At 68.0% G+C, this 21,763-nt stretch carries 23 protein-coding genes; 17 read left to right on the top strand and 6 right to left on the bottom strand.

What is annotated here, in order from left to right; genetic code table 11:
- Positions 1–8: 8 nt before the first annotated feature.
- Genes CLU87_RS06685 through CLU87_RS06675 form a run of 3 tightly spaced genes read right to left on the bottom strand, consistent with a single transcriptional unit; the run spans position 9 to position 2,551 of the window.
- Positions 9–1,451 carry a sensor histidine kinase gene (locus CLU87_RS06685; protein WP_099729930.1) on the bottom strand — a complete coding sequence of 481 codons (1,443 nt, stop codon included), beginning with the start codon at positions 1,449–1,451 and terminating at the stop codon, positions 9–11.
- On the bottom strand, positions 1,448–2,140 hold the full coding sequence (locus CLU87_RS06680; protein ID WP_099729929.1) for a response regulator transcription factor: 693 nt from the start codon (positions 2,138–2,140) through the stop codon (positions 1,448–1,450). The genes CLU87_RS06685 and CLU87_RS06680 overlap by 4 nt, the downstream gene beginning before the upstream one ends.
- A gap of 24 nt (positions 2,141–2,164) precedes the next feature.
- The gene (locus CLU87_RS06675) at positions 2,165–2,551 is read right to left on the bottom strand and encodes a PepSY domain-containing protein (protein WP_099732071.1); all 387 of its coding nucleotides are present in this window, start codon (positions 2,549–2,551) and stop codon (positions 2,165–2,167) included.
- A gap of 115 nt (positions 2,552–2,666) precedes the next feature.
- Here CLU87_RS06675 and CLU87_RS06670 point away from each other — a divergent pair, with 115 nt between their 5' ends.
- The 6 genes from CLU87_RS06670 (at position 2,667) to CLU87_RS06645 (ending at position 7,657) form a co-directional block, all read left to right on the top strand.
- Positions 2,667–3,071 (top strand): DUF1924 domain-containing protein, encoded by a 405-nt coding sequence (locus tag CLU87_RS06670; protein ID WP_099732070.1) that lies wholly within the window; start codon positions 2,667–2,669, stop codon positions 3,069–3,071.
- 10 nt (positions 3,072–3,081) lie between these two features.
- A complete protein-coding gene (locus tag CLU87_RS06665; protein WP_099732069.1) occupies positions 3,082–3,606 on the top strand; it encodes a diheme cytochrome c in 525 nt (174 codons plus the stop codon).
- A 40-nt stretch (positions 3,607–3,646) separates the two neighbouring features.
- Entirely contained in the window at positions 3,647–4,414 is a 768-nt protein-coding gene (locus tag CLU87_RS06660) for a cytochrome b/b6 domain-containing protein (protein WP_099729928.1), read from the top strand.
- A gap of 30 nt (positions 4,415–4,444) precedes the next feature.
- Entirely contained in the window at positions 4,445–4,612 is a 168-nt protein-coding gene (locus tag CLU87_RS06655; RefSeq protein WP_099729927.1) for a rubredoxin, read from the top strand.
- A gap of 109 nt (positions 4,613–4,721) precedes the next feature.
- Positions 4,722–7,253, top strand: coding sequence for a cation-translocating P-type ATPase (locus CLU87_RS06650; protein WP_099729926.1), 2,532 nt, complete (start codon positions 4,722–4,724; stop codon positions 7,251–7,253).
- Positions 7,254–7,270: 17 nt separating this feature from the next.
- Positions 7,271–7,657 carry a VOC family protein gene (locus tag CLU87_RS06645; RefSeq protein ID WP_056067315.1) on the top strand — a complete coding sequence of 129 codons (387 nt, stop codon included), beginning with the start codon at positions 7,271–7,273 and terminating at the stop codon, positions 7,655–7,657.
- 43 nt (positions 7,658–7,700) lie between these two features.
- On the opposite strand, the gene CLU87_RS06640 is transcribed toward CLU87_RS06645, so the two are convergent.
- Positions 7,701–8,324 (bottom strand): TetR/AcrR family transcriptional regulator, encoded by a 624-nt coding sequence (locus CLU87_RS06640; RefSeq protein WP_099732068.1) that lies wholly within the window; start codon positions 8,322–8,324, stop codon positions 7,701–7,703.
- A gap of 140 nt (positions 8,325–8,464) precedes the next feature.
- On the opposite strand from CLU87_RS06640, the gene CLU87_RS06635 reads away from it, so the two are divergent.
- The 5 genes from CLU87_RS06635 to CLU87_RS06610 all read left to right on the top strand — a co-directional run bounded on the left by CLU87_RS06635 (position 8,465) and on the right by CLU87_RS06610 (position 14,318).
- Positions 8,465–9,286, top strand: a complete 822-nt coding sequence (locus CLU87_RS06635; protein ID WP_056743529.1) for a metal-dependent hydrolase — start codon at positions 8,465–8,467, stop codon at positions 9,284–9,286.
- An 18-nt stretch (positions 9,287–9,304) separates the two neighbouring features.
- The gene (locus CLU87_RS06630) at positions 9,305–10,747 is read left to right on the top strand and encodes a TolC family protein (RefSeq protein WP_233193725.1); all 1,443 of its coding nucleotides are present in this window, start codon (positions 9,305–9,307) and stop codon (positions 10,745–10,747) included.
- A 17-nt stretch (positions 10,748–10,764) separates the two neighbouring features.
- Positions 10,765–11,751, top strand: a complete 987-nt coding sequence (locus CLU87_RS06625) for an HlyD family secretion protein (protein ID WP_099729925.1) — start codon at positions 10,765–10,767, stop codon at positions 11,749–11,751.
- A 216-nt stretch (positions 11,752–11,967) separates the two neighbouring features.
- Positions 11,968–13,140: an ABC transporter permease gene (locus CLU87_RS06615; RefSeq protein ID WP_099729924.1), complete on the top strand. Its 1,173-nt coding sequence runs from the start codon at positions 11,968–11,970 to the stop codon at positions 13,138–13,140.
- A complete protein-coding gene (locus tag CLU87_RS06610; RefSeq protein ID WP_099729923.1) occupies positions 13,140–14,318 on the top strand; it encodes an ABC transporter permease in 1,179 nt (392 codons plus the stop codon). Before CLU87_RS06615 ends, CLU87_RS06610 begins: the two co-directional genes overlap by 1 nt.
- 41 nt (positions 14,319–14,359) lie before the next feature.
- Here the strand turns inward: CLU87_RS06610 and CLU87_RS06605 are convergent, their stop codons facing one another.
- Positions 14,360–14,896 (bottom strand): DUF962 domain-containing protein, encoded by a 537-nt coding sequence (locus CLU87_RS06605; protein ID WP_099729922.1) that lies wholly within the window; start codon positions 14,894–14,896, stop codon positions 14,360–14,362.
- Between the two features lie 117 nt (positions 14,897–15,013).
- Here CLU87_RS06605 and CLU87_RS06600 point away from each other — a divergent pair, with 117 nt between their 5' ends.
- From CLU87_RS06600 to CLU87_RS06575, 6 genes are all read left to right on the top strand, one after another.
- Positions 15,014–15,718, top strand: a complete 705-nt coding sequence (locus CLU87_RS06600) for a Crp/Fnr family transcriptional regulator (RefSeq protein ID WP_099729921.1) — start codon at positions 15,014–15,016, stop codon at positions 15,716–15,718.
- A 103-nt stretch (positions 15,719–15,821) separates the two neighbouring features.
- The gene (locus tag CLU87_RS06595) at positions 15,822–17,255 is read left to right on the top strand and encodes an aldehyde dehydrogenase family protein (RefSeq protein ID WP_056067777.1); all 1,434 of its coding nucleotides are present in this window, start codon (positions 15,822–15,824) and stop codon (positions 17,253–17,255) included.
- Positions 17,256–17,348: 93 nt separating this feature from the next.
- A complete protein-coding gene (locus CLU87_RS06590) occupies positions 17,349–17,975 on the top strand; it encodes a DUF2889 domain-containing protein (protein ID WP_056743536.1) in 627 nt (208 codons plus the stop codon).
- A gap of 56 nt (positions 17,976–18,031) precedes the next feature.
- Complete coding sequence (locus CLU87_RS06585; RefSeq protein ID WP_099729920.1) at positions 18,032–18,793, top strand: SDR family oxidoreductase; 762 nt, start codon at positions 18,032–18,034, stop codon at positions 18,791–18,793.
- A gap of 379 nt (positions 18,794–19,172) precedes the next feature.
- The gene (locus tag CLU87_RS06580; protein ID WP_082564886.1) at positions 19,173–20,147 is read left to right on the top strand and encodes a hypothetical protein; all 975 of its coding nucleotides are present in this window, start codon (positions 19,173–19,175) and stop codon (positions 20,145–20,147) included.
- The gene (locus tag CLU87_RS06575; protein ID WP_233193724.1) at positions 20,147–20,824 is read left to right on the top strand and encodes a hypothetical protein; all 678 of its coding nucleotides are present in this window, start codon (positions 20,147–20,149) and stop codon (positions 20,822–20,824) included. The genes CLU87_RS06580 and CLU87_RS06575 overlap by 1 nt, the downstream gene beginning before the upstream one ends.
- A gap of 28 nt (positions 20,825–20,852) precedes the next feature.
- Here CLU87_RS06575 and CLU87_RS06570 read toward each other — a convergent pair whose 3' ends face one another.
- Entirely contained in the window at positions 20,853–21,707 is an 855-nt protein-coding gene (locus tag CLU87_RS06570) for a type IV pili methyl-accepting chemotaxis transducer N-terminal domain-containing protein (RefSeq protein WP_233193723.1), read from the bottom strand.
- Positions 21,708–21,763: the final 56 nt, after the last annotated feature.

Below are 21,763 nucleotides of genomic sequence, written 5' to 3'. Positions count from 1 at the left end.
GCTGCGGCTCAGTGAGCGCTCGCAGCAGGCAGGGTGAGCGTCGCCCGCAAGCCGCCAAGGCCTGCGGGCTCCAGATCCAGCCGCCCCCCATACAAAGCTGCCAGGTCCTGCACGATGGCCAAGCCCAGTCCCGTGCCGGGCACGGTTTCATCCAGGCGCACGCCGCGTTCCAGCGCCTGATCACGTTGCGCGGCATCAATGCCGGGGCCGTCGTCTTCCACCGCAACCACCAGTTGGGGCTGCGCAGTGCCCGATCCTGCGGGCAGCAGTTGCATCTGCAGCCGCACCGCAGCCTGCGCCCACTTGCAGGCGTTGTCCAGCAGGTTGCCCAGCATTTCCTGCAGGTCCTGCGCCTCGCCCGCAAAGAAAAGCGGCACTGCTGACGGCTCGACACTGATATCGACCAACCGGTCCGCATGCACTTTGTTCATCACGCGCACCAGCCCATCCACTACCGGCTGCAGCGGCGTGCGCTGCCCGGGCAAGCGCGCAGATGCCGCCACCCGCGACCGCGCCAGGTGCCAGTCGATGTGCCTGCGGGCCACCACCACCTGCTCTCGCACCAGCGCCGCCAGCTCCGGGCCATCAGTGGACGGTTGTGTGCGGGCCGCGTTCTCCAGCACCGTGAGGGGCGTCTTGAGCGCATGGGCCAGGTTGCCCGCCTGGGTGCGTGCCCGCTCCACCACCTCGCCATGCCGGCGCAGCACGGCGTTAAAGTCGTCGACCAGCGGCTGCACTTCCGCAGGGAAGCTGCCTTGCAACTGCGAAGCCCGCGCTTCTTGCACATCCTGCACCGCGCGCTGTAGCGCCTGCAGGGGCTTAAGCCCCACCGCCACCTGCGCCCAGGCGGCGGCGACCAGCAGCAATAGCAACACCGCCAGCGACAGCCCCAGCACGCCAGTGAACCGGGCCGTGGCTGCCTGGGTGGCCTGCAGGTCGGCGGCCACAATCAAGCGCCAGCGCGCTGCATGCACGCCCTCGGCGCGCACCGTGCGCTCCAGCACCAGCAAAGGCGCGCCCTGCGGGCCTGTCATCTCGTGCACATGCACGGTGCCATCGGCCAACGCATCCACCTGTAGCGCCAGGCTGGTGTCCCACAACGAGCGCGAGCGCAACACCCCAGCCCGCTCCCGCCCGTCGGGCGCCATGGCGTCCACCTGCCAATACAGGCCGGAGTAGGGCTTGAGCCAGCGGGGGTCGGACAGCGCCTCGGCAGCAATCACCGGCTGCCCTTGGGCGTCAAACTCCAGGCGCGCCGTGATCTGGTCCAGCTGCAGCTGCAGTGCAGCCTGAAACTGCTGCTGCACATGCTCGCGGAACAATCCGCTCAGCACCAGCCCAGCCAGCGCCATGGCTACGGCCGCCCCCGCCAGCGTGACGGCCAGCAGCCGCACCCGCAACGACCGGGACCAGTGCACGGCAGGCGCAGGTGGCACAGCTTGCGCGCTCATGGCGGCACCAGGCGGTAGCCCATGCCACGCACGGTTTCGATACGTGCCGAATCCGCCAGGGCAGCCGACGAAGCCGCAGGAGGCAACATCTTCTTGCGCAAGCGCCCCACAAAGACCTCGATGGTGTTGGAGTCCCGATCAAAGTCCTGCGCATAGATGTGTTCGGTCAGCTCCGCGCGTGACACCAGCACGCCAGGCCGGTGCATGAGGTAGTCGAGCACCTTGTACTCATGCGCTGTCAACGTCACCGGCTGGCCCGCACAGGTCACGCGGCCACTGCGTGTGTCCAGCGACCAGTCTCCACACTGCAGCACGGCCGACGCTTGCCCGCTGGCGCGGCGGATGAGTGCGCGAAGGCGCGCCAGCAGTTCTTCAAGGTGAAAGGGCTTGGTCAGGTAGTCGTCGGCACCGGCATCGATGCCTGCGACTTTTTCGTGCCAGTTGTCGCGCGCGGTGAGGATCAGCACCGGCATGTTGCGCCCCTCGGCCCGCCACCGCTTGAGCACCGTGAGCCCGTCCACCACCGGCAGGCCCAGGTCCAGCACCACGGCATCCACTGCCTCGGTGTCGCCCAGAAACTGCGCGTCGCGCCCGTTGTCTGCCTCGTCCACCGTGTAGCCCGCGCCGTGCAGGGCATTGCGCAACTGGGCGCGCAGCAGGGTGTCGTCTTCTACCAGCAGGATGCGCATGGAGGTGTCGCGGTCGGAAGGGTGTTAGCGATTGTCACGGCTTCGCTGCTGATCTTCGCGCGATTCTCGGGATCGCACACGCAGCACCTCCGCCGTGCGCGCATCGAGCTTGACCTTGGTCAACTGCCCGGCAGGCGTCAGCAGCTTGATCTCGTAGATCCAGCGCTCGCGCTCCTGCTCCAGCTCCACTTCCAGCACCTGACCAGGCACCTCGCGCTGCAGACGTTCCAGCACGACGGGCAGTGGTAGCACCTGGCCCGCCTGCACGGCCTGCCGGGCGCGGTCGTGGTCTTCCTTGCCGCTGCCCCACGCGGACGGCACGGCCAGCGCGGCAGCCCACAGCACACACGCCGCCAAGCACATGCACCGGACATGGCGGCCCGCACAAGCAGCGTGGAAGGAGAAAGGCATGGGCGCATTGTCCTGCGCGATATCTGAACGGCCGATGAACAGCCCTTTCACACGCCGTTCAGGCGGGGATTTCAACAATGGCTGCACAAGCGATGAAACCCACAAGGACCACAGCATGACTTCCCTTCGCACCCTGACTCTGGCCGCGCTCTGTGCACTTGCAGCCACCAGCATCAGCCACGCCGCTGACACCACCGCTGCCCAGCAGCTCGCCCACTGGAGCGCACAGGCCGGCAGCCCAGGCAATGCCGACAAAGGCAAGGTGTTCTTCAACGCACGCCATGGTGGCGAATGGTCTTGCGCATCCTGCCACGGCACACCGCCCACCGCACAGGGCAAACACGCCAGCACCGGCAAGTCGATTGCGCCCCTGGCTCCGGCCTTCAACCCCAAGGCATTTACCGACACCGCCAAGGTGAACAAGTGGTTCCGCCGCAACTGCAACGACGTGCTGAGCCGTGAATGCACAGCAGTGGAAAAAGCCGACGTGCTGGCCTACCTCAATGCCCTCAAGCCCTGAGACCGACACCATGCAAAAACCAGCCCAATTACGCCCTGCAGCCCTGGCCGCCGCTGTGTGCGCACTGACCCTGCTGTCACTCTCCAGCGCCCATGCAGACAGCGGGCGCGCCATGCCCCGCAACATGCCCAGTGCCTACACACAGGAATGCGCCGCTTGCCACACCGCCTACCCGCCCGGCCTGCTGCCCGCAGCATCCTGGAACCGCGTGATGACGGGCCTGGACAGGCACTACAGCACCGACGCATCGCTGGACGCCGCCACCGTACGCCAACTCAACCAGTGGCTGCAGGCCCACGCAGGCACCTACAAGCGGGTGAACGAGGAGCCACCCGAGGACCGTATCACCCGCTCGGCCTGGTTTGAACGCAAGCACCGAAAGATCGAACCCACCACCTGGAAGCTCGCCAGCGTGAAAAGCGCTGCCAACTGTGCAGCCTGCCACACGGGCGCGGACAAGGGGCAGTTTGACGAACACAACCTGCGCATGCCGGCGGGGCTGGATGCCCGCTCACGCCGCGCCTGGAACGACTGAGAGCGGTGAATCTGAACTGCGCCCCATCAAGGAAAACACGATGAACAACACACCTACCCTCCATCCCGTCGATGCCTCGGCGCAACCCGCCCCCGCCAGGGCTCCCAGTCGCCGGGTGACCGATGCGCCCACGCGCATGTTCCACTGGCTGTTTGCACTGTGCTTTGCCGGGGCCTACGCCACGGCCGACGGGGAACACTGGCGGCTGCTGCACGTCACGCTGGGCTACACCATGGCGGGGCTGCTGGGCTTTCGGCTGCTGTACGGCATCTTCGGGCCGCGCACCTCGGGCCTGGGCCTGCTGTGGCGCAAGCTGGCGGGGGCGCCCGCATGGCTGCGCTCCCTGCCCCAGGCCCCATCGGTCACGCAAATCAACTGGCGCCAGGGCCAGAACCTGCTGGTGGCGCTGGCCATCGTGTTGCTGCTGGCGCTGGTGGTGCCCCTCACCCTCAGCGGATATGCCACGTACAACGACTGGGGCGCTGCGCTGGGTGGCAACTGGATGGGAGAAGCGATGGAAGAAGTGCATGAGTTCTTCGGCAACGCCCTGCTGTTTGTGGTGCTGGCCCACATTGCGCTGATTGCAGGCTTGAGCGTGCTGCGCCGCAAGAACCAGGCCCTGCCCATGCTCACCGGCCGGGTGGAGGGCAAGGGACCCGACCTGGTCCCCAAGAACCGCACCTGGCTCGCCGCCCTGCTGCTGATCGCAACCCTGGCCTTTGGCGCCTGGCAGTGGCAGCAGTCGCCCAGCGGCTGGGTTGCCAACGGCACATCGACCGAACGCCAACGGCACCACGATGACGACTGACGCACAGCCCCAAACAGAAGGAACCACGCCATGAAAATCTACATGTGTGCCGTTTGCGGCTGGATCTACGACGAGGCTGCCGGCGTGCCCGACCACGGTATCGCGCCCGGCACCCTCTGGGCCAACGTGCCCGACGACTGGCGCTGCCCCGAATGCAATGTCGGCAAGGCCGACTTTGTGATGTGCGAGGTGTCATGAAGGCGGATGGGATGCGGCGCACTGCGCTCCCTCAGGGCTGCTGACACCAGCGCGCGGTATAACTGTTACACCGCTGCGACCCTCCTTGCAACGCAGCGTCACGCCCCACATGCCCACTACCGACTCCCCCACTGGCCTCGACCCGGCACTGGCCGCCCAACGCCTGCGTGAAGAAGGCCCCAACGAACTGGGCATCAGCCAGCGCCGCACGCTGCGCGACATGGCCTGGGATGTGGTCACCGAGCCCATGTTCCTGCTGTTGCTGGGCGCAGGTGCCATCTACCTCGCCATGGGCGACGCGCACGAGGCGCTGATCCTGCTGGGCTTTGTGGTGATCATCATGGCGATCACGGTGCTGCAGGAGCGCCGCACCGACAACGCGCTGAACGCCCTGCGCGACCTCTCCAGCCCCCGCGCGCTGGCGTTGCGCGGCGGCACCCTGGTGCGCATTGCAGGCCGCGACGTGGTGCGCGAAGACCTGCTGATGATTGCCGAGGGCGACCGCATCCCCGCCGACGGCACACTGCTGCAAGCCCACGAGCTGGCCGCCAACGAATCGATGCTGACCGGCGAATCTGAGCCCGTGGCCAAACAACCGGCAGACAAGGTGTTTGCAGGCACGCTGGTGGTCAGCGGCCAGGGCCTGCTGCAGGTGTCCGCCGTGGGCCGCCACACGGAGCTGGGGCGCATCGGCCAGTCGCTCGACACCATTGCCCTGCAGGCCTCGCCGCTGCGCGAGGAAATGGCGCGGCTCACGCGCAAGCTGGTGGTCATTGGCCTGTCGCTGTGCGCGCTGCTGGTGGCCCTGTTCTGGGCGCTGCGGGGCGACTGGCTGCAGGCCGTGCTGGCGGGCATCACACTGGCAATGGGGGTGCTGCCGCAAGAGCTGCCCGTGATCATGATCATCTTCCTGGCTCTGGCCGCGCGGAGGCTGGCGGCGCAACAGGTGCTCACGCGGCGGCTCAATGCCATTGAGACGCTGGGGCAAACCACCGTGCTGTGCGTGGACAAGACCGGCACCCTGACGCAGAACCGCATGGCCGTGGCGGCGCTCTGCATTGCGGGGCAGGAGCTGGATGTGCAGAACCTGCCCGCCGCAGCGGATGGCAGCGCGCTGCCCGATGCCTTCCACGAGCTGCTCGAATACGCCGTGCTGGCCAGCGAGATCGAGCCGCACGACCCCATGGAGCAGGCCTTTCACCGCATGGCGGCCGACCACCTGGTGGACACCGAGCACCTGCACCCCGCATGGTCACTGGCGCGCGAGTACGAGCTATCGCCCCAACTGCTGGCCATGAGCCACCTGTGGCGCGACGGCACCTCGGCACACGACACGGTGGCCACCAAGGGCGCGCCCGAAGCCGTGGCCGACCTTTGCCATCTGCCCGACGCCGAGCGCGCCGCCGTCAGCGCCCAGGCCGCACGCCTGGCCGACCGGGGCCTGCGCGTGCTGGGCGTGGCCAAGGCCCGGCACCACACGCAAGACACCTGGCCCGAAGCCCAGCACGACTTTGACTTTGAATGGCTGGGCCTGGTGGCCCTGGCCGACCCGCTGCGCCCCGAGGTGCCCCAGGCCGTAGCGCAGTGCCGCCAGGCGGGCATTCGCGTAGTGATGATCACCGGCGACCACCCCCGCACCGCGCGCGCCATTGCCGCCCAGGCAGGCATCGCCAACGACCGCGTGATCACCGGCGACGAGTTGGTCCACATGCCGCCGCAGGTGCTGGCCGACCAGGTCCGGCAGGTCAGCGTGTTTGCGCGCATCAAGCCACACCAGAAGCTGGCGCTGGTCGAAGCCCTCAAGGCCCAGGGCGAGGTGGTGGCCATGACGGGCGATGGTGTGAACGACGCCCCCGCCCTCAAGGCGGCACACATCGGCATCGCCATGGGCCAGCGCGGCACCGATGTGGCGCGCGAGGCTGCCGCCCTGGTGTTGCTGCACGACGACTTTGCAGCCATCGTGCTGGCGATTCACCGGGGGCGGCAGACCTTTGCCAATCTGCGCCAGGCCATGGTCTACACGCTGGCGGTGCACGTGCCCATCATTGGGCTGGCGCTGCTGCCGGTGCTGTTCGGGCTGCCGCTGGTGCTGGCGCCGCTGCACATCGCGTTTCTGGAGCTGGTCATCGACCCGGCCTGCTCCATCGTGTTCGAGGCCGAAGAAGGCGCTGCCGACCTCATGCAGCAGCCGCCGCGCGCGGCCGACGAACCCCTGCTGTCCGCCCGCCACATCCTGCTGAGCGTGCTGCAGGGCAGCGTGGTGACCGCTGCCGTGGTGGGCCTGTATGCCTGGCTGCTGCGCCAGCCCGCACATGCCGCCACCGCCAGCACGGCCGCGTTTGTGGTGCTGGTGGCCGCCAACGCCGCGCTCATGCTGCCCAGCCGCAGCAGCCAGACGGTGTGGCGCAGCCTGTGGGCGGGACTCACCCCGGTCAGCCTGTGGGTGGCGGGCGGCACGCTGGCCGCGCTGACGGCCATCACCACCGTGCCGTGGCTGGCCAACGCTTTCAGGTTTGTGCCGCTATCGCCCCTGCACTGGTTCATGGCCCTGCTGGCCGGGCTGCTGCTCACGGTGGTGTTTACGGCCAACAAGCGCTGGCTGCAGCCCGCCACACTGGCGCGCCATACTTCTCTCGCCTGATCCCCCCGCCCTACACCATGCCCATTGTTCTGGAATCCATCGACCACGTCGTGCTCACCGTCGCCAGCATCGACAAAACCATTGCGTTTTATGAGCGTGTGCTGGGCATGACCGCCCGGGAGTTCAAGCCCCAGCGGTACGCACTGCACTTCGGCGCGCAAAAGATCAACCTGCACGAAGTGGGCACGGTGGTGGACCCCAATGTGCGCCACGCGACGGCGGGCTCCGGCGACCTGTGCTTTCTCACCCAGATGCCGCTCGACGACGTCATCGCCCACCTGCAGGCCGAAGGCGTCCCCATCGTGCAAGGCCCAGTGGGCGCAACGGGCGCCCGCCACCGGCTGCGCTCGGTCTACATTTACGACCCGGACGACAACCTGATCGAGATTGCCAACGAGGTGTGAGGCGCTGGCTGCACCGATCGCAGTACGGTCTCCCACACAACGATCAGAACTCGGCCGAGATCGCCGCCCGCAACAAAGTTGCCGCGGGCTCCACCAGCTCTTGCAGCTGCCCGGCCCGGTCCTGCTCGATGGAGTGCAGCACCATCTCGTTGATGCCCCCCACCACCGCCATGGCCATCATGGGCTGCAGGGGCGTCTTGCGTTTGCGCTCACCCGCGCGGTTGTTCACCACGTCCAGCATCAGGTCGGCCAGTTGCTGGTTGGCGCGGCGGCGCGCGGCCAGCCCCGTGGGGCCCAGGCCCAGGATGTCGATGAACAAGGTGCGCAGCAGCACGGGGTTGCGTGCCAACACGCCAAAGTAGGCTGCCATGGCCTGCTCCACCTGGGCTTCCCAGTCGCTGTGCGGATCGATGGCAGAGCGCAGCACCGCAATCGCGTTGCCACTGGCCGCCTCGTACAGCGCGGTCAGGCACTCGGCCTTGTCGGCAAAATTTTCATAAAAGGTGCGGCGCGACACGCTGGCTTCGCGCACGATGTCGGCAATGGTGGTGTCGGCATAGCCCTTGGCGGCCACGGCGCGTGCCATGCCCTCCAGCAGGCGGGCGCGGTGTTCGGTGCCCGCAGCGGGTGCAGCGGGCGCAGCAATTGGGGCGGTGACGTCACTCATGGAGGCTGATCGCAATGCAGAAAATTCGACGAGGTACTTGACAGTACCATAGTTGATCTGCATCATACAAATCCACCGGTACTGCAAAGTACCAAATCCACGCACCACCGCGCGGCCCCCTTGCGCCAGGAGCCCTCTTCATGACCGAACTCGTTGTCCGCCGCCTGCTGATCGACCTGGAGACGCCGTTTGCGCGCCACTGGTGTGGTGGCGACGCGTTTCGCTCTGCGCTGTTCAACGCGCTGTCGATGAGCTTCCCGGTGGGCGAGCAGTTCTTTATCGACGCCGTGCGTGACGGCCACAAGGCCCTGCCCCCCGACAGGCAGGCCCAGTTTGCCGACGAAGTGCGTGGCTTCATCGGGCAGGAGGCCACACACCGCCGCATCCACGCGCTGTTCAACGGCCACCTCGACCAGCAGGGCCTCGCCAATGAATGGGCCCCGCGTGCGCAAGAGCGCATGAAGCTGTTTGCGGGCGCCGACCCACGCCATCCGCTGGCTGTGACCGCTGCCAACGAGCACTTCACCGCCCTGCTCGCCGAATGGCTGCTCGCCCACCCCGAGGTACTGCAGGGCGCCGAGCCGCGCCTGGCCACGATGTGGCAATGGCACTGTGCCGAAGAGTCCGAGCACAAGAACACGGCCTTCGACCTTTACCAGGCCCTGGGCGGCAACCACGAGTGGCGCATCACCTGGTTCCGTCGCATCACGGTGGTGTTCCTCGGCGATGTGCTGCGCCAGACGGTGCTGAACCTGCGCCGCGATGGCTCGCTGTGGAAATGGAGCACGTGGACCAGCGCCGCACGCACGCTGTTCGGCAAGGGCGGTCTGGTGCGCGAGACCTGGCGCCCCTGGCGCGAGTACCTGCGCCCCGACTTTCACCCCAGCCAGCACGGCACCGACTTGTCGGCACGCTGGCTGGCAGAGCACAGCAACGCCTACACCCCGGTGGGTGCGCGCTGACAACCACGACCTGACACCATGACCCATCCCACCACGCCCCGGCACACAGGCCGGGCAGGCGCGGCTTTGCTCTGCCTGCTTGCATCTACCACCCTGACCCTGCTGCCCCTGCTGCCCCTGCAGGCCCACGCCGCCCCTTTGGCATTTGACGCAGCGCTGCAGCAGCTGCAGCAGCGCTCCGACCAGCTGGCCGCATCGCGCAGCGCCGTCGAAAGCGCCCAGCTGCGCCGCGACGCCATGCAGCGCCTGGGTGGCCCGGTGGTCAACCTGAGCGGCGCCGCTTATACCTATAACGCCAACCTGGACGTGGACCTGAACCCGCTGAACCGCGCCCTGCCCGGCGTGCTGTCGCAGCTGCCACCCCAGCTGGCGGGCTCACTGGCCCAGTTGCCGCATCTGCCGTCCAGCTACACGCTCAACCGCAGCAAGAGCGACACCACAGCCTCGGTCTCTGCCATCTGGCCGATCTACATGGGCGGCGCCAGCAATGCGGCCCGGGGCCTGCTGGATGCCCAGGCGCAAGAAGCCCAGGCCGACGCCGCCAAAACCGGCCATGAGGCCACCACCCTGCTGGTGCAGCGCTACTTTGGCGCCCAGCTGGCGCAGCGCGCTGCCCTGCTGCGCGAATCGGCCCTGGCCACCATTGAGCAGCACGACGCCGCCGCACAGAAGATGCTGGACGCCGGCGTGATCGCACGCGTCGAACGCCTGCAGGCCCGCTCCGCGCTGGAAGAGGCCCGCCGCAACGCGCGCAAGGCCCGCGACGATGCCGAGCTGGCCGCCACGGCGCTAACCCGCACCCTCAAGGCGTCCGACCCTGTGACGCCCACCAGCCCCCTGTTTGTGCTGAGCCAGCCGGTCGAGCCCCTGCCCCACTTCATCGACACCGCCTTGGCCCACCACCCCGGGCTGGACAAGGTGGCCGCCAAGAAAGAGCAAGCCACACAACTGCATGCCGCACAGGAGGCACTGCGCAAGCCCCAGGTGTTCGCATTTGGCCAGCGCCAGCTCAAGACCGGCCGCGATGCCGACTGGGTGGCCGGCGTGGGCGTGCGCTGGACGCTGTGGGACTCAATCGACCGCAACGCGCTGGCCGAGTCATCCAACCGCCAGATCGAGCAGGCTGAGCGCACCGGCGCGCAGGCGCAGAACGACATTGCCCTGCTGGTGGAAAAACGCTGGCTGGCCCTGGAACAGGCGCGCCGCGCCTACTTTGCGCTGCAGCCGGGTCTGGAGCTGGCCGACGAAGTGCTGCGCCTGCGCATTTCCGGCCTGAAGGCGGGCACCAGCACCACGCTGGACCTGATCGACGCCCAGGTCAACCAGGCCAAGGCCCAGACCGAACGCGCGCAGGCCGCCCACGACTACGTGAAAGCGCTGGCCGATCTGCTGGAGGCCTGCGGCCTGTCGGAAGACTTTGGCAAATACATGGCGCGCGCTGATGCGGTGCGGGTGGAATGAGTAAAGGTGGAACGAACATGAGCAAGAACAACAGCAAAAAGGCGGCCGTGATCGGCACGGTGGCCTTTGTGGCGGTGGCAGGCTTTGTGGGCTTTGGCCTGTGGAAGGCCTCGCAGCCCGCGCCCGAGGTGTTCCAGGGCCAGATCGAAGCGCAAGAGGCCGATATCGCCCCCAAGGTCACCGCGCGCATCGCGCAAATCCTGGTGAAGGAAGGCGACCAGATCACCGTGGGCGCGCCGCTGATCCGCATGGACAGCCCCGAAGTCACCGCAAAGCTGGCCCAGGCCACGGCGGCGCAAGAGGCTGCCCAGGCCGTGGCCGACAAGGCCCAGCACGGCGCGCGCCCGCAAGAGATTGAAATGGCCCGTCTGAACTGGCAGCGCGCCGTGGCCGCTGCCGACCTGGCCGAATCGTCCTTCAAGCGCGTGGACGGCCTGGCCCGCGAGGGCCTGGTGGCGGCGCAAAAACGCGACGAGGCCGAGGCCAACTTCAAGGCCTCGCGCGACCAGGCGCTGGCCGCCAAGGCCCAGTACGACCTGGCCCGCGCTGGTGCCCGCAGCGAAGACCGATCCGCCGCCAGCGCCCAGGCGCGCCAGGTGGCGGGCGTGGTGGCGGAGGTGCAGGCGGCCCAGGCCGAGACCGAGCTCAAGAGCCCCGTCGCCGGCGAAGTGGCCAAGGTGCTGGCCCGCACGGGCGAGCTGTCGCCGCAGGGCGTGGCCGTGGTCACGGTGGTGGACCTGAAGGACCAGTGGGTGGTGCTGAATGTGCGCGAAGACCGTCTGCAACGCTTTGCCATCGGCAACGAGTTCGACGCCACCCTGCCCGCGCTGGGCGGCAAAACCGTGAAGTTCAAGGTCTACCACACGGCTGCGCTGCCCGACTTTGCCACCTGGCGCGCCACACGCGCAGGCCAGGGCTTTGACGCCCGCACGTTTGAAGTGCGCGCGCGCCCGGCAACCCCCATCGAGGGCGCACGCCCCGGCATGACGGTGCTGGTGAACTGAAATGCGACACCCCCCTGAGCGCCTTCGGCGCTTCCCCCCGCTCTCGCAACGCTATGCGTTGCGGGCAGGGGGACGCAGCCCTCGCTGCGGGGCGGCCCTTGCTCGGCTGCCCTCGCCGGGCCGCGCCTGTTCCGAATTCCGCGACGGGAGTGGAGCGCGATGGAAAACCGATCCAAAAAAGTGCCTCCAGCGCTTATCTTACAAGCGCAAAAAGCTATGAATTCAATAGCAAGCAGCCTTCGCCGCGAAGCCCGCCGCCTGGCGGCCGATCCGTGGGACCTAGCCATGGTCACCTGGGTGCCGCTGCTGGGCGTGGCGCTGCTGTGGTGGATCTTCTCGGCCGGCCTGCCGCGCCACCTGGCGGTGGGCGTGGTGGATGACGACCACTCCAGCCTGTCGCGCCAGCTGGTGCGCATGCTGGACGCCACACCGGGCGTGCAGATCACCCAGCACTTCACCAACGCGGCCGAGGCCGAACGCGCGCTGCGCGCGGTGGACGTGTATGCCGTGGTTTCCATCCCGCGCGACTTCGCGCGCACCGTGAAGGAAGGCCGCGCCGCGCAGGTCACGCTGCTGCACAACGCGCAGATGTCCACCCACTCGGGCCTGCTGCAGCGCGATGTGCGCACGGCCGTGGGCACCTTGTCGGCCGGTGTCGAGATGGCCGCGCGCAACAAACGCGGCGAAAGCGCCCAGGCCGTGCACGTGAGCATGGAGCCCATCCACACGCAGATGGTGGCGCTGTTCAATGTGTCCAGCAACTACGAGCAGTTTCTGGGCGCGGCGCTGATCCCCGCCCTGCTGCACATCCTGGCCATGACGGCCGGCGCCTGGACGGTGGGCCGCGAGCTGCGCGACCGCACGCTGGGCGAGTGGCTGGGCGCAGGGGGCTGGGTGCGCACTGCAGGCGCGCTGGTCGGCAAGCTGGCCTTGCCCTGGGTATCACTCACGCTGGTGGGCCTGCTGGCGCTGGTGGGCATCACCTGGGGCCGGGGCTGGCACCCGCCGGGCAACCTGTGGTGGGTGGCTGCGGCGCTGGCGCTGCTGATGGCGGTGTCGATCACCGCAGGCGCTGCGCTGGCAGGCATCACGCGGTCGCTGCGCACCGCACTGTCGGGTGCGGGCTTTTTTGCAGCCCCGGCGTTTGCGTTCAGCGGCGTGGCGTTTCCCCTTGCGGGCATGCCCGGCAGCGCACGCGCGTGGGCCGAAGCCATGCCGTTCACCCACTACATCCGTCTGCAGATCGAGCAGTTGCAAATGGGCGCACCGGTGGCTACCAGCGTCTCGACGATGGTGGCGCTGACCATCGCCACCACCGCGCTGTGGCTGATAGGCGCCACCGCGCTCACGCTGGCGCACGAACGCCCAGACACCTGGGGAGGCCGCTGATGAACACCCCGATGCAACCCATGCCGGTGACCACGCCACCCCGCCAGGGCCTGCTGGGCGCCTGGTTGCAAGCGCTGGCCACCGTGGTGCGCGACAAGGGCGTGCTGCTGCTGTTGGTAGGAGCGCCTGTGCTCTACGGTTTTTTCTACCCCTGGTTCTATGCCGACGAGGTGCTGACCCGCGTGCCTGTGGCCGTGGTGGATAGGGACCACACCAGCCTGTCGCGCCAGATCACCCGCTTTGCCGACGCCGACCCCCGCATTGAAGTGCGTTTTGTCGCCGCCAGCGAACGCGAGGCGCAGGAGGCCCTGTGGCGCGGAGAGATCGAAGGCTACGCGGTGATCCCTGCCGGGCTCAAGCGCAGCGTGGTGCGCGGCGAAAACGCCGTGGTCAGCATCGAGGCCAACGGCGCCTACGCGCTGCTGAACAAGGCGGTGCAATACGGCTTTGCGGAAGCCGTCGGCACGGTATCGGCCGGGGTCGAGATCCGCAAGCTGCAGGCCAGCGGCCAAAGCGCCCCCCAGGCCCGCGCCAGCCGCGCGCCGGTGCAGCTGCAGATGGTGGCACTGTTCAACCCCACCGAGGGCTACGGCAGCTTTGTGGTGCCTGCCGTGGCGCTGCTCATCCTGCAGCAGACCTTGCTGATGGGCGCTGCGATGCTCACCGGCACCTGGGTCGAAAGCGGCCAACACCGCGCCCGCGCCACCACCTGGCTGGGCCGCCTGCTGGCGCTGTGCACACTGGGCTGGGCCAGTGGCCTCTTCTACTTCGGGTGGATCTTTGTGCTGCACGACTACCCGCGCGGCGGCAACCCGCTGGGCGCGCTGGCGCTGCTGGCCTGCTACATCCCGGCCATCGCGGCACTGGGTGCGCTGCTGGGCCTGTGGTTTGGCAACCGTGAACGCGCGCTGCAGGTGCTGCTGTTCACCACACTGCCCATCGCGTTCGTCGCAGGCTTCTCGTGGCCGGTGGAGGCGCTGCCCGAGCTGCTGCAGTGGCTGCGCTGGCTGCTGCCCAGCACCTCGGGCGTGCAGGCGTCGCTGCGGCTCAACCAGCTGGGCGCGCCGCTGTCCGCCGCGCTGCCTTACCTGTGTGCATTGGTGGCGCTGGGTGCGGTGTGCGCAGGGGCCGTGCTGGCCCTTGCGAGGCCGTCAAGCACTTTGCGCCCTGGTGCCTAAGCAGCACAAGCAGCAAACGCGGCGGAGCGCGAGCGCAGAGCTTACTGAGGGTGGGCAGCAGCCTGTTGCCCGGTACGCAAGCGCACCGGGCCGCTGCGCTCTTCCACCGCCGCCTGCACTTCCTTGCGCAGGCCCAGTGCAAACGCCCATTCGGCCACCACAAACAGCGGGCCCACGATCAGGCCCACCAGGTCGTCCACAAAAGCGGGCTTGCGGCCTTCGTAATAGTGGCCCACGAACTGGATCACCCAGCCCACGGCAAACAGGCCAAGGCCCGTGGCGAGCCAGACGGCCAGGGTCTGTGCCGCCACCCATTGCCCGCCCACCAGCATGGCGGCCAGCAGCGCGGCCATGGCCAGGCCAAAACGCATGTCCAGCCGGAAGTAGAAAACACTGGCCGCCAGCGCTGCCAGCAGCGCCGGGCTTAGCGGCAGCGCACCCACCATCCAGGTCGGGCGCGACAGAAGGATGACGACGGCGAACATGATCATGGGCACGCCCACAAAATGGGTGTGGATGTTGCGCGGGTCGCGGTGGTAGTCGGCGTATTGGGAGAGGTGGTCGATCAGGGTTTTCATGGGTGTCTCCAGCATGTGTTTTGCGCAGCATCAATACTCGCTCTCAGGCCGCGCCAGCGTCTGTCGTGCAGACGACAAAAAGCCGCCGCGCCCTCCTGCCCCGTTCAATCGCATCCCATGTCCACCCCTTCCGCCTACCTGCCTGTCCTCCAGTCTGGCCGCTGGTTTGCCCACCTGCCGCCCGACTTTGCCCAGCCGCTGATTGCCATGGCGCAGTTGCGCCATCTGCCGACGGGCGAGGTGCTGTTCCGGCGCGGCGATGCGCCCTGTGGCCTGTATGCGGTGGTGCGCGGCGCGGTCAGCATCTCGGGCACCGGGGGGCGGGCCGACGAGGCGCGTGCGGCGCTGTTGATCCGCCTGGAGCCGCCGCACTGGTTTGGCGAGATCTCGGTGTTTGACAACTCGGCCCGCACCCACGATGCGCAGGCCACCGAACCCACCACCCTGGTGCACATCCCGCACGAGCGGCTGCAGCACTGGCTGCAGGCCCACCCGCAGCACTGGCATGCGCTGGCCTTGTTGATGACCGACAAGCTGCGCTCGGCCTTTGTTGCGATGGAAGAGCTGGCCCTGCTGCCCGCCCCGCAGCGCCTGGCGCGGCGCCTGGTGATGATGGCCGAGGGCTACGGGCAGTGGACGGCCGAAGGGCAGTCGCGCCGCGTGATCGAGATCTCGCAAGAGCAGCTGTCGCTGATGCTGGCGATCTCGCGCCAGACCACCAACCAGATCCTCAAGGACCTGGAGTCGCGCCAGCTGGTGCGCGTGCAGCGCGGCGAGGTGGAGATTCTGGACCTGGCCGGCCTGCGGGGTGCCTGCGCCTGATTACTATTAAATCGATAGCAACCAAGGCATATTGCACTAGCACATCGGCGTGTTTTTACACAAATACTAAGCACACATTCCATTTCCGGGCAAAATGGCGGCCATGCAACTGAACTACATCGCCAACGCCTCGGTGCCCTCGTCCTCGGGCCGCACGATCCCCGTGATCGACCCGTCCGACGGCCAGCCCTTCGACGAGATCCAGCGCAGCAACGCCGACGACATCGACGCGGCGGTGCATGCAGCCCGCCAGTGCTACCACGCGGTGTGGCAGAAGCTGGCCCCGGTGGAGCGCGGCCGCCTGCTCCAAAAGCTTTCGGCCAAGATCCTGGAGCATGCGGACGAGCTGACGGCGCTGGAGCAGCGCGACTGCGGCAAGCCCACCAAGCAAGCACGCGCCGACGCCATTGCGCTGGCCCGCTACTTCGAGTTCTACGCCGGTGCGTGCGACAAGTTCCACGGCGAGACCATCCCCTACCCCGACGGCTACAGCGTGCTGACTTGGCGCGAGCCCCACGGCGTCACGGGCCACGTGATCCCCTGGAACTACCCCATGCAGATCTTTGGCCGCAGCGTGGGCGGCGCACTGGCGGCGGGCAATGTGTGCGTGGTCAAGCCGGCCGAAGACGCCTGCCTCTCGCTGATCCGCGTGGCGCAGCTGGCAGCCGAGGTGGGGTTCCCAGCCGGAGCTTTGAATATCGTCACCGGCTACGGCCACGAGGTGGGCGACGCGCTGGCGCGCCACCCCGGCATCGACCACATCAGCTTCACCGGCAGCCCCAAGATCGGCACGCTCATCCAGCAGGTGGCTGCCGAACGCCACTGCCCCGTGACGCTGGAGCTGGGCGGCAAGAGCCCGCAAATCATCTTTGCCGACGCCGACCTGGACGCCGCCATCCCCGTGGTCATCAACGCCATCGTGCAGAACGCGGGGCAGACCTGCTCGGCGGGCTCGCGCGTGCTGATCGACTCGCTGATTTATGAACCCCTGCTGGAGCGCCTGGGCAAGGCGTTTGAAAAGCTGCGCGTCGGCCCCGCTGCCATGGACCTGGACGTGGGCCCGCTGATCCGCCAGACGCAGCAGCAGCGCGTGTGGGACTTTTTATCGGACGCGCAAGTGGCCGGCATCCCCATGGTGGCCCAGGGCGTGGTGGTGGACGAAGCCCCCGAGACTGGCTACTACCAGGCCCCCACCCTGCTGCGCGATGTGCCCGTGGGCCACCGCCTGGCGCAGGAAGAAGTCTTCGGCCCCGTGCTGTCGGCCATGGCCTTCCAGGACGAGGACCATGCGGTGGAGCTGGCCAACGCCACGCAATTCGGCCTGGTGGCCGGCATCTGGACGCGCGATGGTGCGCGCCAGTTCCGCATGGCCAAGCGTGTGCACAGCGGCCAGGTGTTCATCAACAACTACGGCGCGGCCGGCGGTGTGGAGCTGCCGTTTGGCGGCGTCAAATCCAGCGGCTATGGGCGCGAAAAGGGCTTTGAGGCGCTGTACGGCTTCACCACCTTGAAGACCGTCGCCATCAAGTACGGTTGAAGAGGCATTGCACAGGGTGTCCCGCTGGCGCGCGACGGTGCTGGCAGGCCCCGCTAACCTCGGCTGCTTCTGTACGACGATTTTTCTTCCCCCATGCCCCTGAGCCCCCCCGCCCCCCGCACCCTGAAGCATGTCCGCCGGGTGAACTACCAGGGCTTTGAACGCGACGATGGCCTGTGGGACATCGAAGGCGAGCTGCATGACAGCAAGGCCTACGACGCGCCCTCGCACCGCGACCCGACGCGCACGCGCCTGGCGGGCGAAGCCATCCACCACATGTGGCTGCGCGTGACCGTCAACCGCCAGCTGGTGGTGCAGGCGGTGGACGTGTCCATGGATTCGCACCCGCTCAAGGGCTGCACTGAGGCCCAGGCCGCGCTGCAGCGCATGGTGGGCTGCAGCATGGCGCGCGGCTGGCGCCAGGCCATCCAGAAGCACCTGGGCGGCGTGGAAAGCTGCACGCACCTGCGCGAACTGCTGTTCAACCTGGCCACGGCGGCGTTCCAGTCAGTGCCTGCCGTGTTTGCCGCCAGCCACCCCGACGAGCCGCCACGCCATCTGGGCCAGTGCACGGGGTGGGACTTCAACGGCAACGGCGTGAAGGAATTCTTTCCCCAGTTCTACGGCCGGGAGCCCAAGGCACCCGCCCCGGCAGCCCCTGCGGCCGATACAGCTTCGGCCACTGAAATTTCAGCCCCATCGGGCGCTAGCGCTAGCTGAATATGCGCTGGTAGCTATCAATTTTGATATATCACCACAATCCATCGGAGACACCCATGCGTGTGCAGAACAAATCCATCATCGTCACCGGCGCCGGCAACGGCATTGGCGAAGGCATCGCCAAGCGCCTGGCCGCTGAAGGCGGCAAGGTCATCGTCAACGACATCAACGAGGCCGGTGGCCAGCGTGTGGTGGCCGAGATCACGGCCGCCGGCGGCACCGCCGCGTTCTTCAAGGCCGACGTGACGAAGTCCGCTGAAGTGAAGGCGATGGTCGACGAAGCCGTGCGCCTGTACGGCCGCCTGGACGTGGTGGTGAACAACGCAGGCTGGACGCACCGCAACCGCCCCATGCTCGAAGTGAGCGAGGACGAGTTCGACAAGGTCTACGCCATCAACATGAAGAGCATCTACCTGAGCGCCATCCACGCCGTGCCCGCACTGCGCCAGGCGGGTGGCGGCAGCATCATCAACATCGCCTCCACCGCCGGGCTGCGCCCCCGCCCAGGCCTGACCTGGTACAACGGCTCCAAGGGCGCCGTCATCATCACCAGCAAGTCCATGGCCGCTGAGCTGGGCCCGGACAACATCCGCGTGAACTGCATCAACCCCGTGTTCAACCCCGACACCGGCCTGGCCGCCGAGTTTGCGGGCGGCCCGGTGGACGATGCGCGCCGCGCCAAGTTCCTGGCCACCATTCCGCTGGGCCGCTTCTCCACCGCGCTGGACGTGGCCAACGCCGCGCTGTACCTGGCGAGCGAAGAGGCGTCGTTCATCAGCGGCGTGTGCATTGAGGTGGATGGCGGGCGCTGCGTTTAAGTCAGCAAGCAAACAAACAGGCGTCGCGGCATGCTCTGTGAAGCAGCCACCACGCCCCTTTTTGAGCGGCCCAATCCGCACTGGGGCAGTGCGGATTGATTTGACGGTGCTGGCCCTGCTGCCTATAGTGCCGCCGATGTTTGCGAGCCACTCTCCCGCCACAGCTGCCAGCGCCACCGCGCCGCTGCGCCGTGGCGCGCGCTCGCAGGCCACGCTCCAGGCCGGTGACCGCGCTCTCTGCACCCTCGCTGCAGATTCCTGAGCCCGGCGACACCCCCTCCCCTCCGCATTCTTTTCGCGCACCTCTTGTCGCCGGGCCCCACGCCCAGCGCCAGCTTGCGCCTTGGCAACCGCCGGGGCGCGGACGTCAGGAGTGTCCATGCCCCCGTTCCCTTCGGGCGAGATTTCGCTCGCCCCGTGCGCCCTTGCGCACAGCCTGCCCGCCGATGAGGCCATCGCCAACGCGTCTGCCGCCACCGACATCACCCGCCACTTCATCCGCGCCAAGCGGCCTTGTGCCGACGGTTACCGCTGGTACCTGCGCCGCCAGGAGGGCGCCAGCAACTACCAGGCGCTGCTGGACGACCTGGTGCGCGAAGGCCGCGTGGAAGACGCGTGCTGGATGCTGGACCAGTTCGGCCCCACCAACGATGTGCTGGAGGTGGACCACCTGGAGGCAGACGCGCTGGTGTTTGCGGGCAGCGTGCGCTGCCGGGGCCATGCCGATGTGGAGGGTGTGCTGCGCACCGGCCGCAGCCTGAGCGTGCTGGGCGGCCTGCGGGTGGGCGGTGCGCTGCGCGTGGGCGAAGACCTGCGCGTGGCGGGCGCGGTGCGCTGCGAGGGCAGCGCACGGTTGCACGGTGATGTGCGCGTGGGCTGGTCGCTGACCGTGGCGCAGCGGCTGCAGTGCACAGGCAGCCTGCGTGTGGGCGGCGAGCTGGACTGCGGCGCCGCCGCCCACGTCAGTGGCCACTGCCGGGTGGCCCAGGATCTGCGGGTGGTGGGCGACCTGGGCTGCGACGGCGGCATCAAGGTGGGAGGGCATCTGCAAGCCGATGCCGCCGTGCAGGCCGCCCGGGGCGTGTGGGCCATGGGCGATGTGGACTGCAAGGGCCACCTGCAGGTGGGCTGGGGTGTGCGGGCCGGTGGTCACATTCACACCGGCGGGGCCATCCGTGCGGGCGAGAGCCTCTGGGCGGGTGAAACGATTGCCGCGGGCGACGCCTATGGCGTGTATGCGGGCCTGGACGTGCCCTTGCCCGACTGGCCCCACAGCGCCCAGGTGTGCGCCCGCGAACAGCCGGCACGCCTGCTGAGCGGCTGCTGGACCGGGGGCACGGGGAGCACGCCATGATGGCCAGCGCCCTTTGCCTGCACCTGCCTGGCCATGCCACCACCACCGGAACCACCAAGGCATCGACCAGCCCCGGCCGCTGGGCCCAGTGGCTGACCGAACTGCGCATCGACGTGGACCTGTCGGGCCGCGACATCCAGCGCGAATTCGATGCGCTGTACGACCGCATTCGCACCAACCACCGCACGCGCGATGCGATGCAGCCGCTGCCCCTGCATCTGCGCGGGCTGGTGTTCCGCCTGCGCGAGGCCGGTGGCGAATATTTTGTGTACGCCATCGACCCGCTGCGCAACCGCATCGTGGCCTACACCGTGTTCAACCGGCTGGTGGAGGTGGACCGGCGCACCGACCGCCACCTGCGCGCACCCCACACCAAGGTAGCGCACGGCTACCGGCGCATGGGCATTGCCACCGCCATCTACCGCTGGTGGCTGGACTCTGGCCGCAGCCTCATGACCGGCGCACGCCAGTCTGCCGGCGCGCACGGCCTGTGGATGGCCCTGGCCCGCGACTATGAGCTGGCAGCGGTCCGCATCGACGCGCACAAGCGCGTGCAGCACTTGCCGCTGCCACCGCCGCCGGGATTTTTCGACGCGCTGGACACGCGGCTGGTGCTGGTGGGGCGCGATTGCCGTTTGGCAGAATTCACGCTGCCTGCCGCCTGTGGCGGCCACTGACCGGATGCGCCCAGCCGTGCGGTGCGGCTCAGCCCAGCACCTCGCGCAGGGCGGCCTCGTAGAGGCTGGTGAGCTTGTCCATCACGCCCAGCAGGCGTTCGCTGGTGGTCGCCACGGCACTGAGCCCTGCGTCATCGGCCGGGCGGCGCAGGGCCGAGTCGAAGAACAGCCACTGCGAGTCGGCCAGCTCCAGCTCGCTGCGGATGGCGGGCGTGGACACCGGCGCTGTTTTCAGCGTCTGCAGCGCCTGCCGGAAGTCGGCCGCATCAGCCACCAGCTGCGCCTGCACCACCTTCGACTCCACCTTGGCCGCATTCAGAAAATAGTTCTTGGCCAGGCGCTGCGACAGCATGCGCTGGCGGCCCGCCAGGTTGACCAGGCGGGCGCTGGGGGCCTGTGCCATCTTCTCGATGGACTCGGTCACGGTCTGCGCGACCAGCAGCGTGCGGTCTGCCTGCTCGGACGCCGCAACGACCAGTGCGGTCTGGGTGGCAGGCGCTGCCGTCAACTGGTTGAGCAGGGCAAACTGCTTTTGCACATCGGCCAGTTGGCGCCCCACATCGGCAGGCCATTGCCCTGACTGCATGCCCCGGGCCAGCTCGTTGCTGCCAGACTGCACCATCTTGCGTGCCAGCCCCATCACGTCCACCGCAGCGCCCGGCAGCACCTGCAGGTACTGCTGGCAATAGGCCTTGGCCATGCGTTGCGACAGTGCACGGAACCAGCCCGCATAGTTGATGGCCCCCGACAATCCCATCTGTGCCTGGGCCCCATTGGCCCAGGTGGGCAGCAGGATGCCCGCCGCCACCCATTGCACCGCCACGCGGCGCTGGCATGGCATGGCGTCGGCGGAGAACCTGTTCAATAGCTCGCGAACTGGCATGGGAACCCCCTGAAATCGGATGCCCGTATTGTTGCAACGCAGCATTTCGACGCCCT

The sequence above is a fragment of the Acidovorax sp. 59 genome, assembly GCF_002754175.1.
GTDB classification, from domain to species: Bacteria; Pseudomonadota; Gammaproteobacteria; order Burkholderiales; family Burkholderiaceae_C; genus Acidovorax; species Acidovorax delafieldii.
This window is presented reverse-complemented; position numbering and strand designations above follow the sequence as displayed.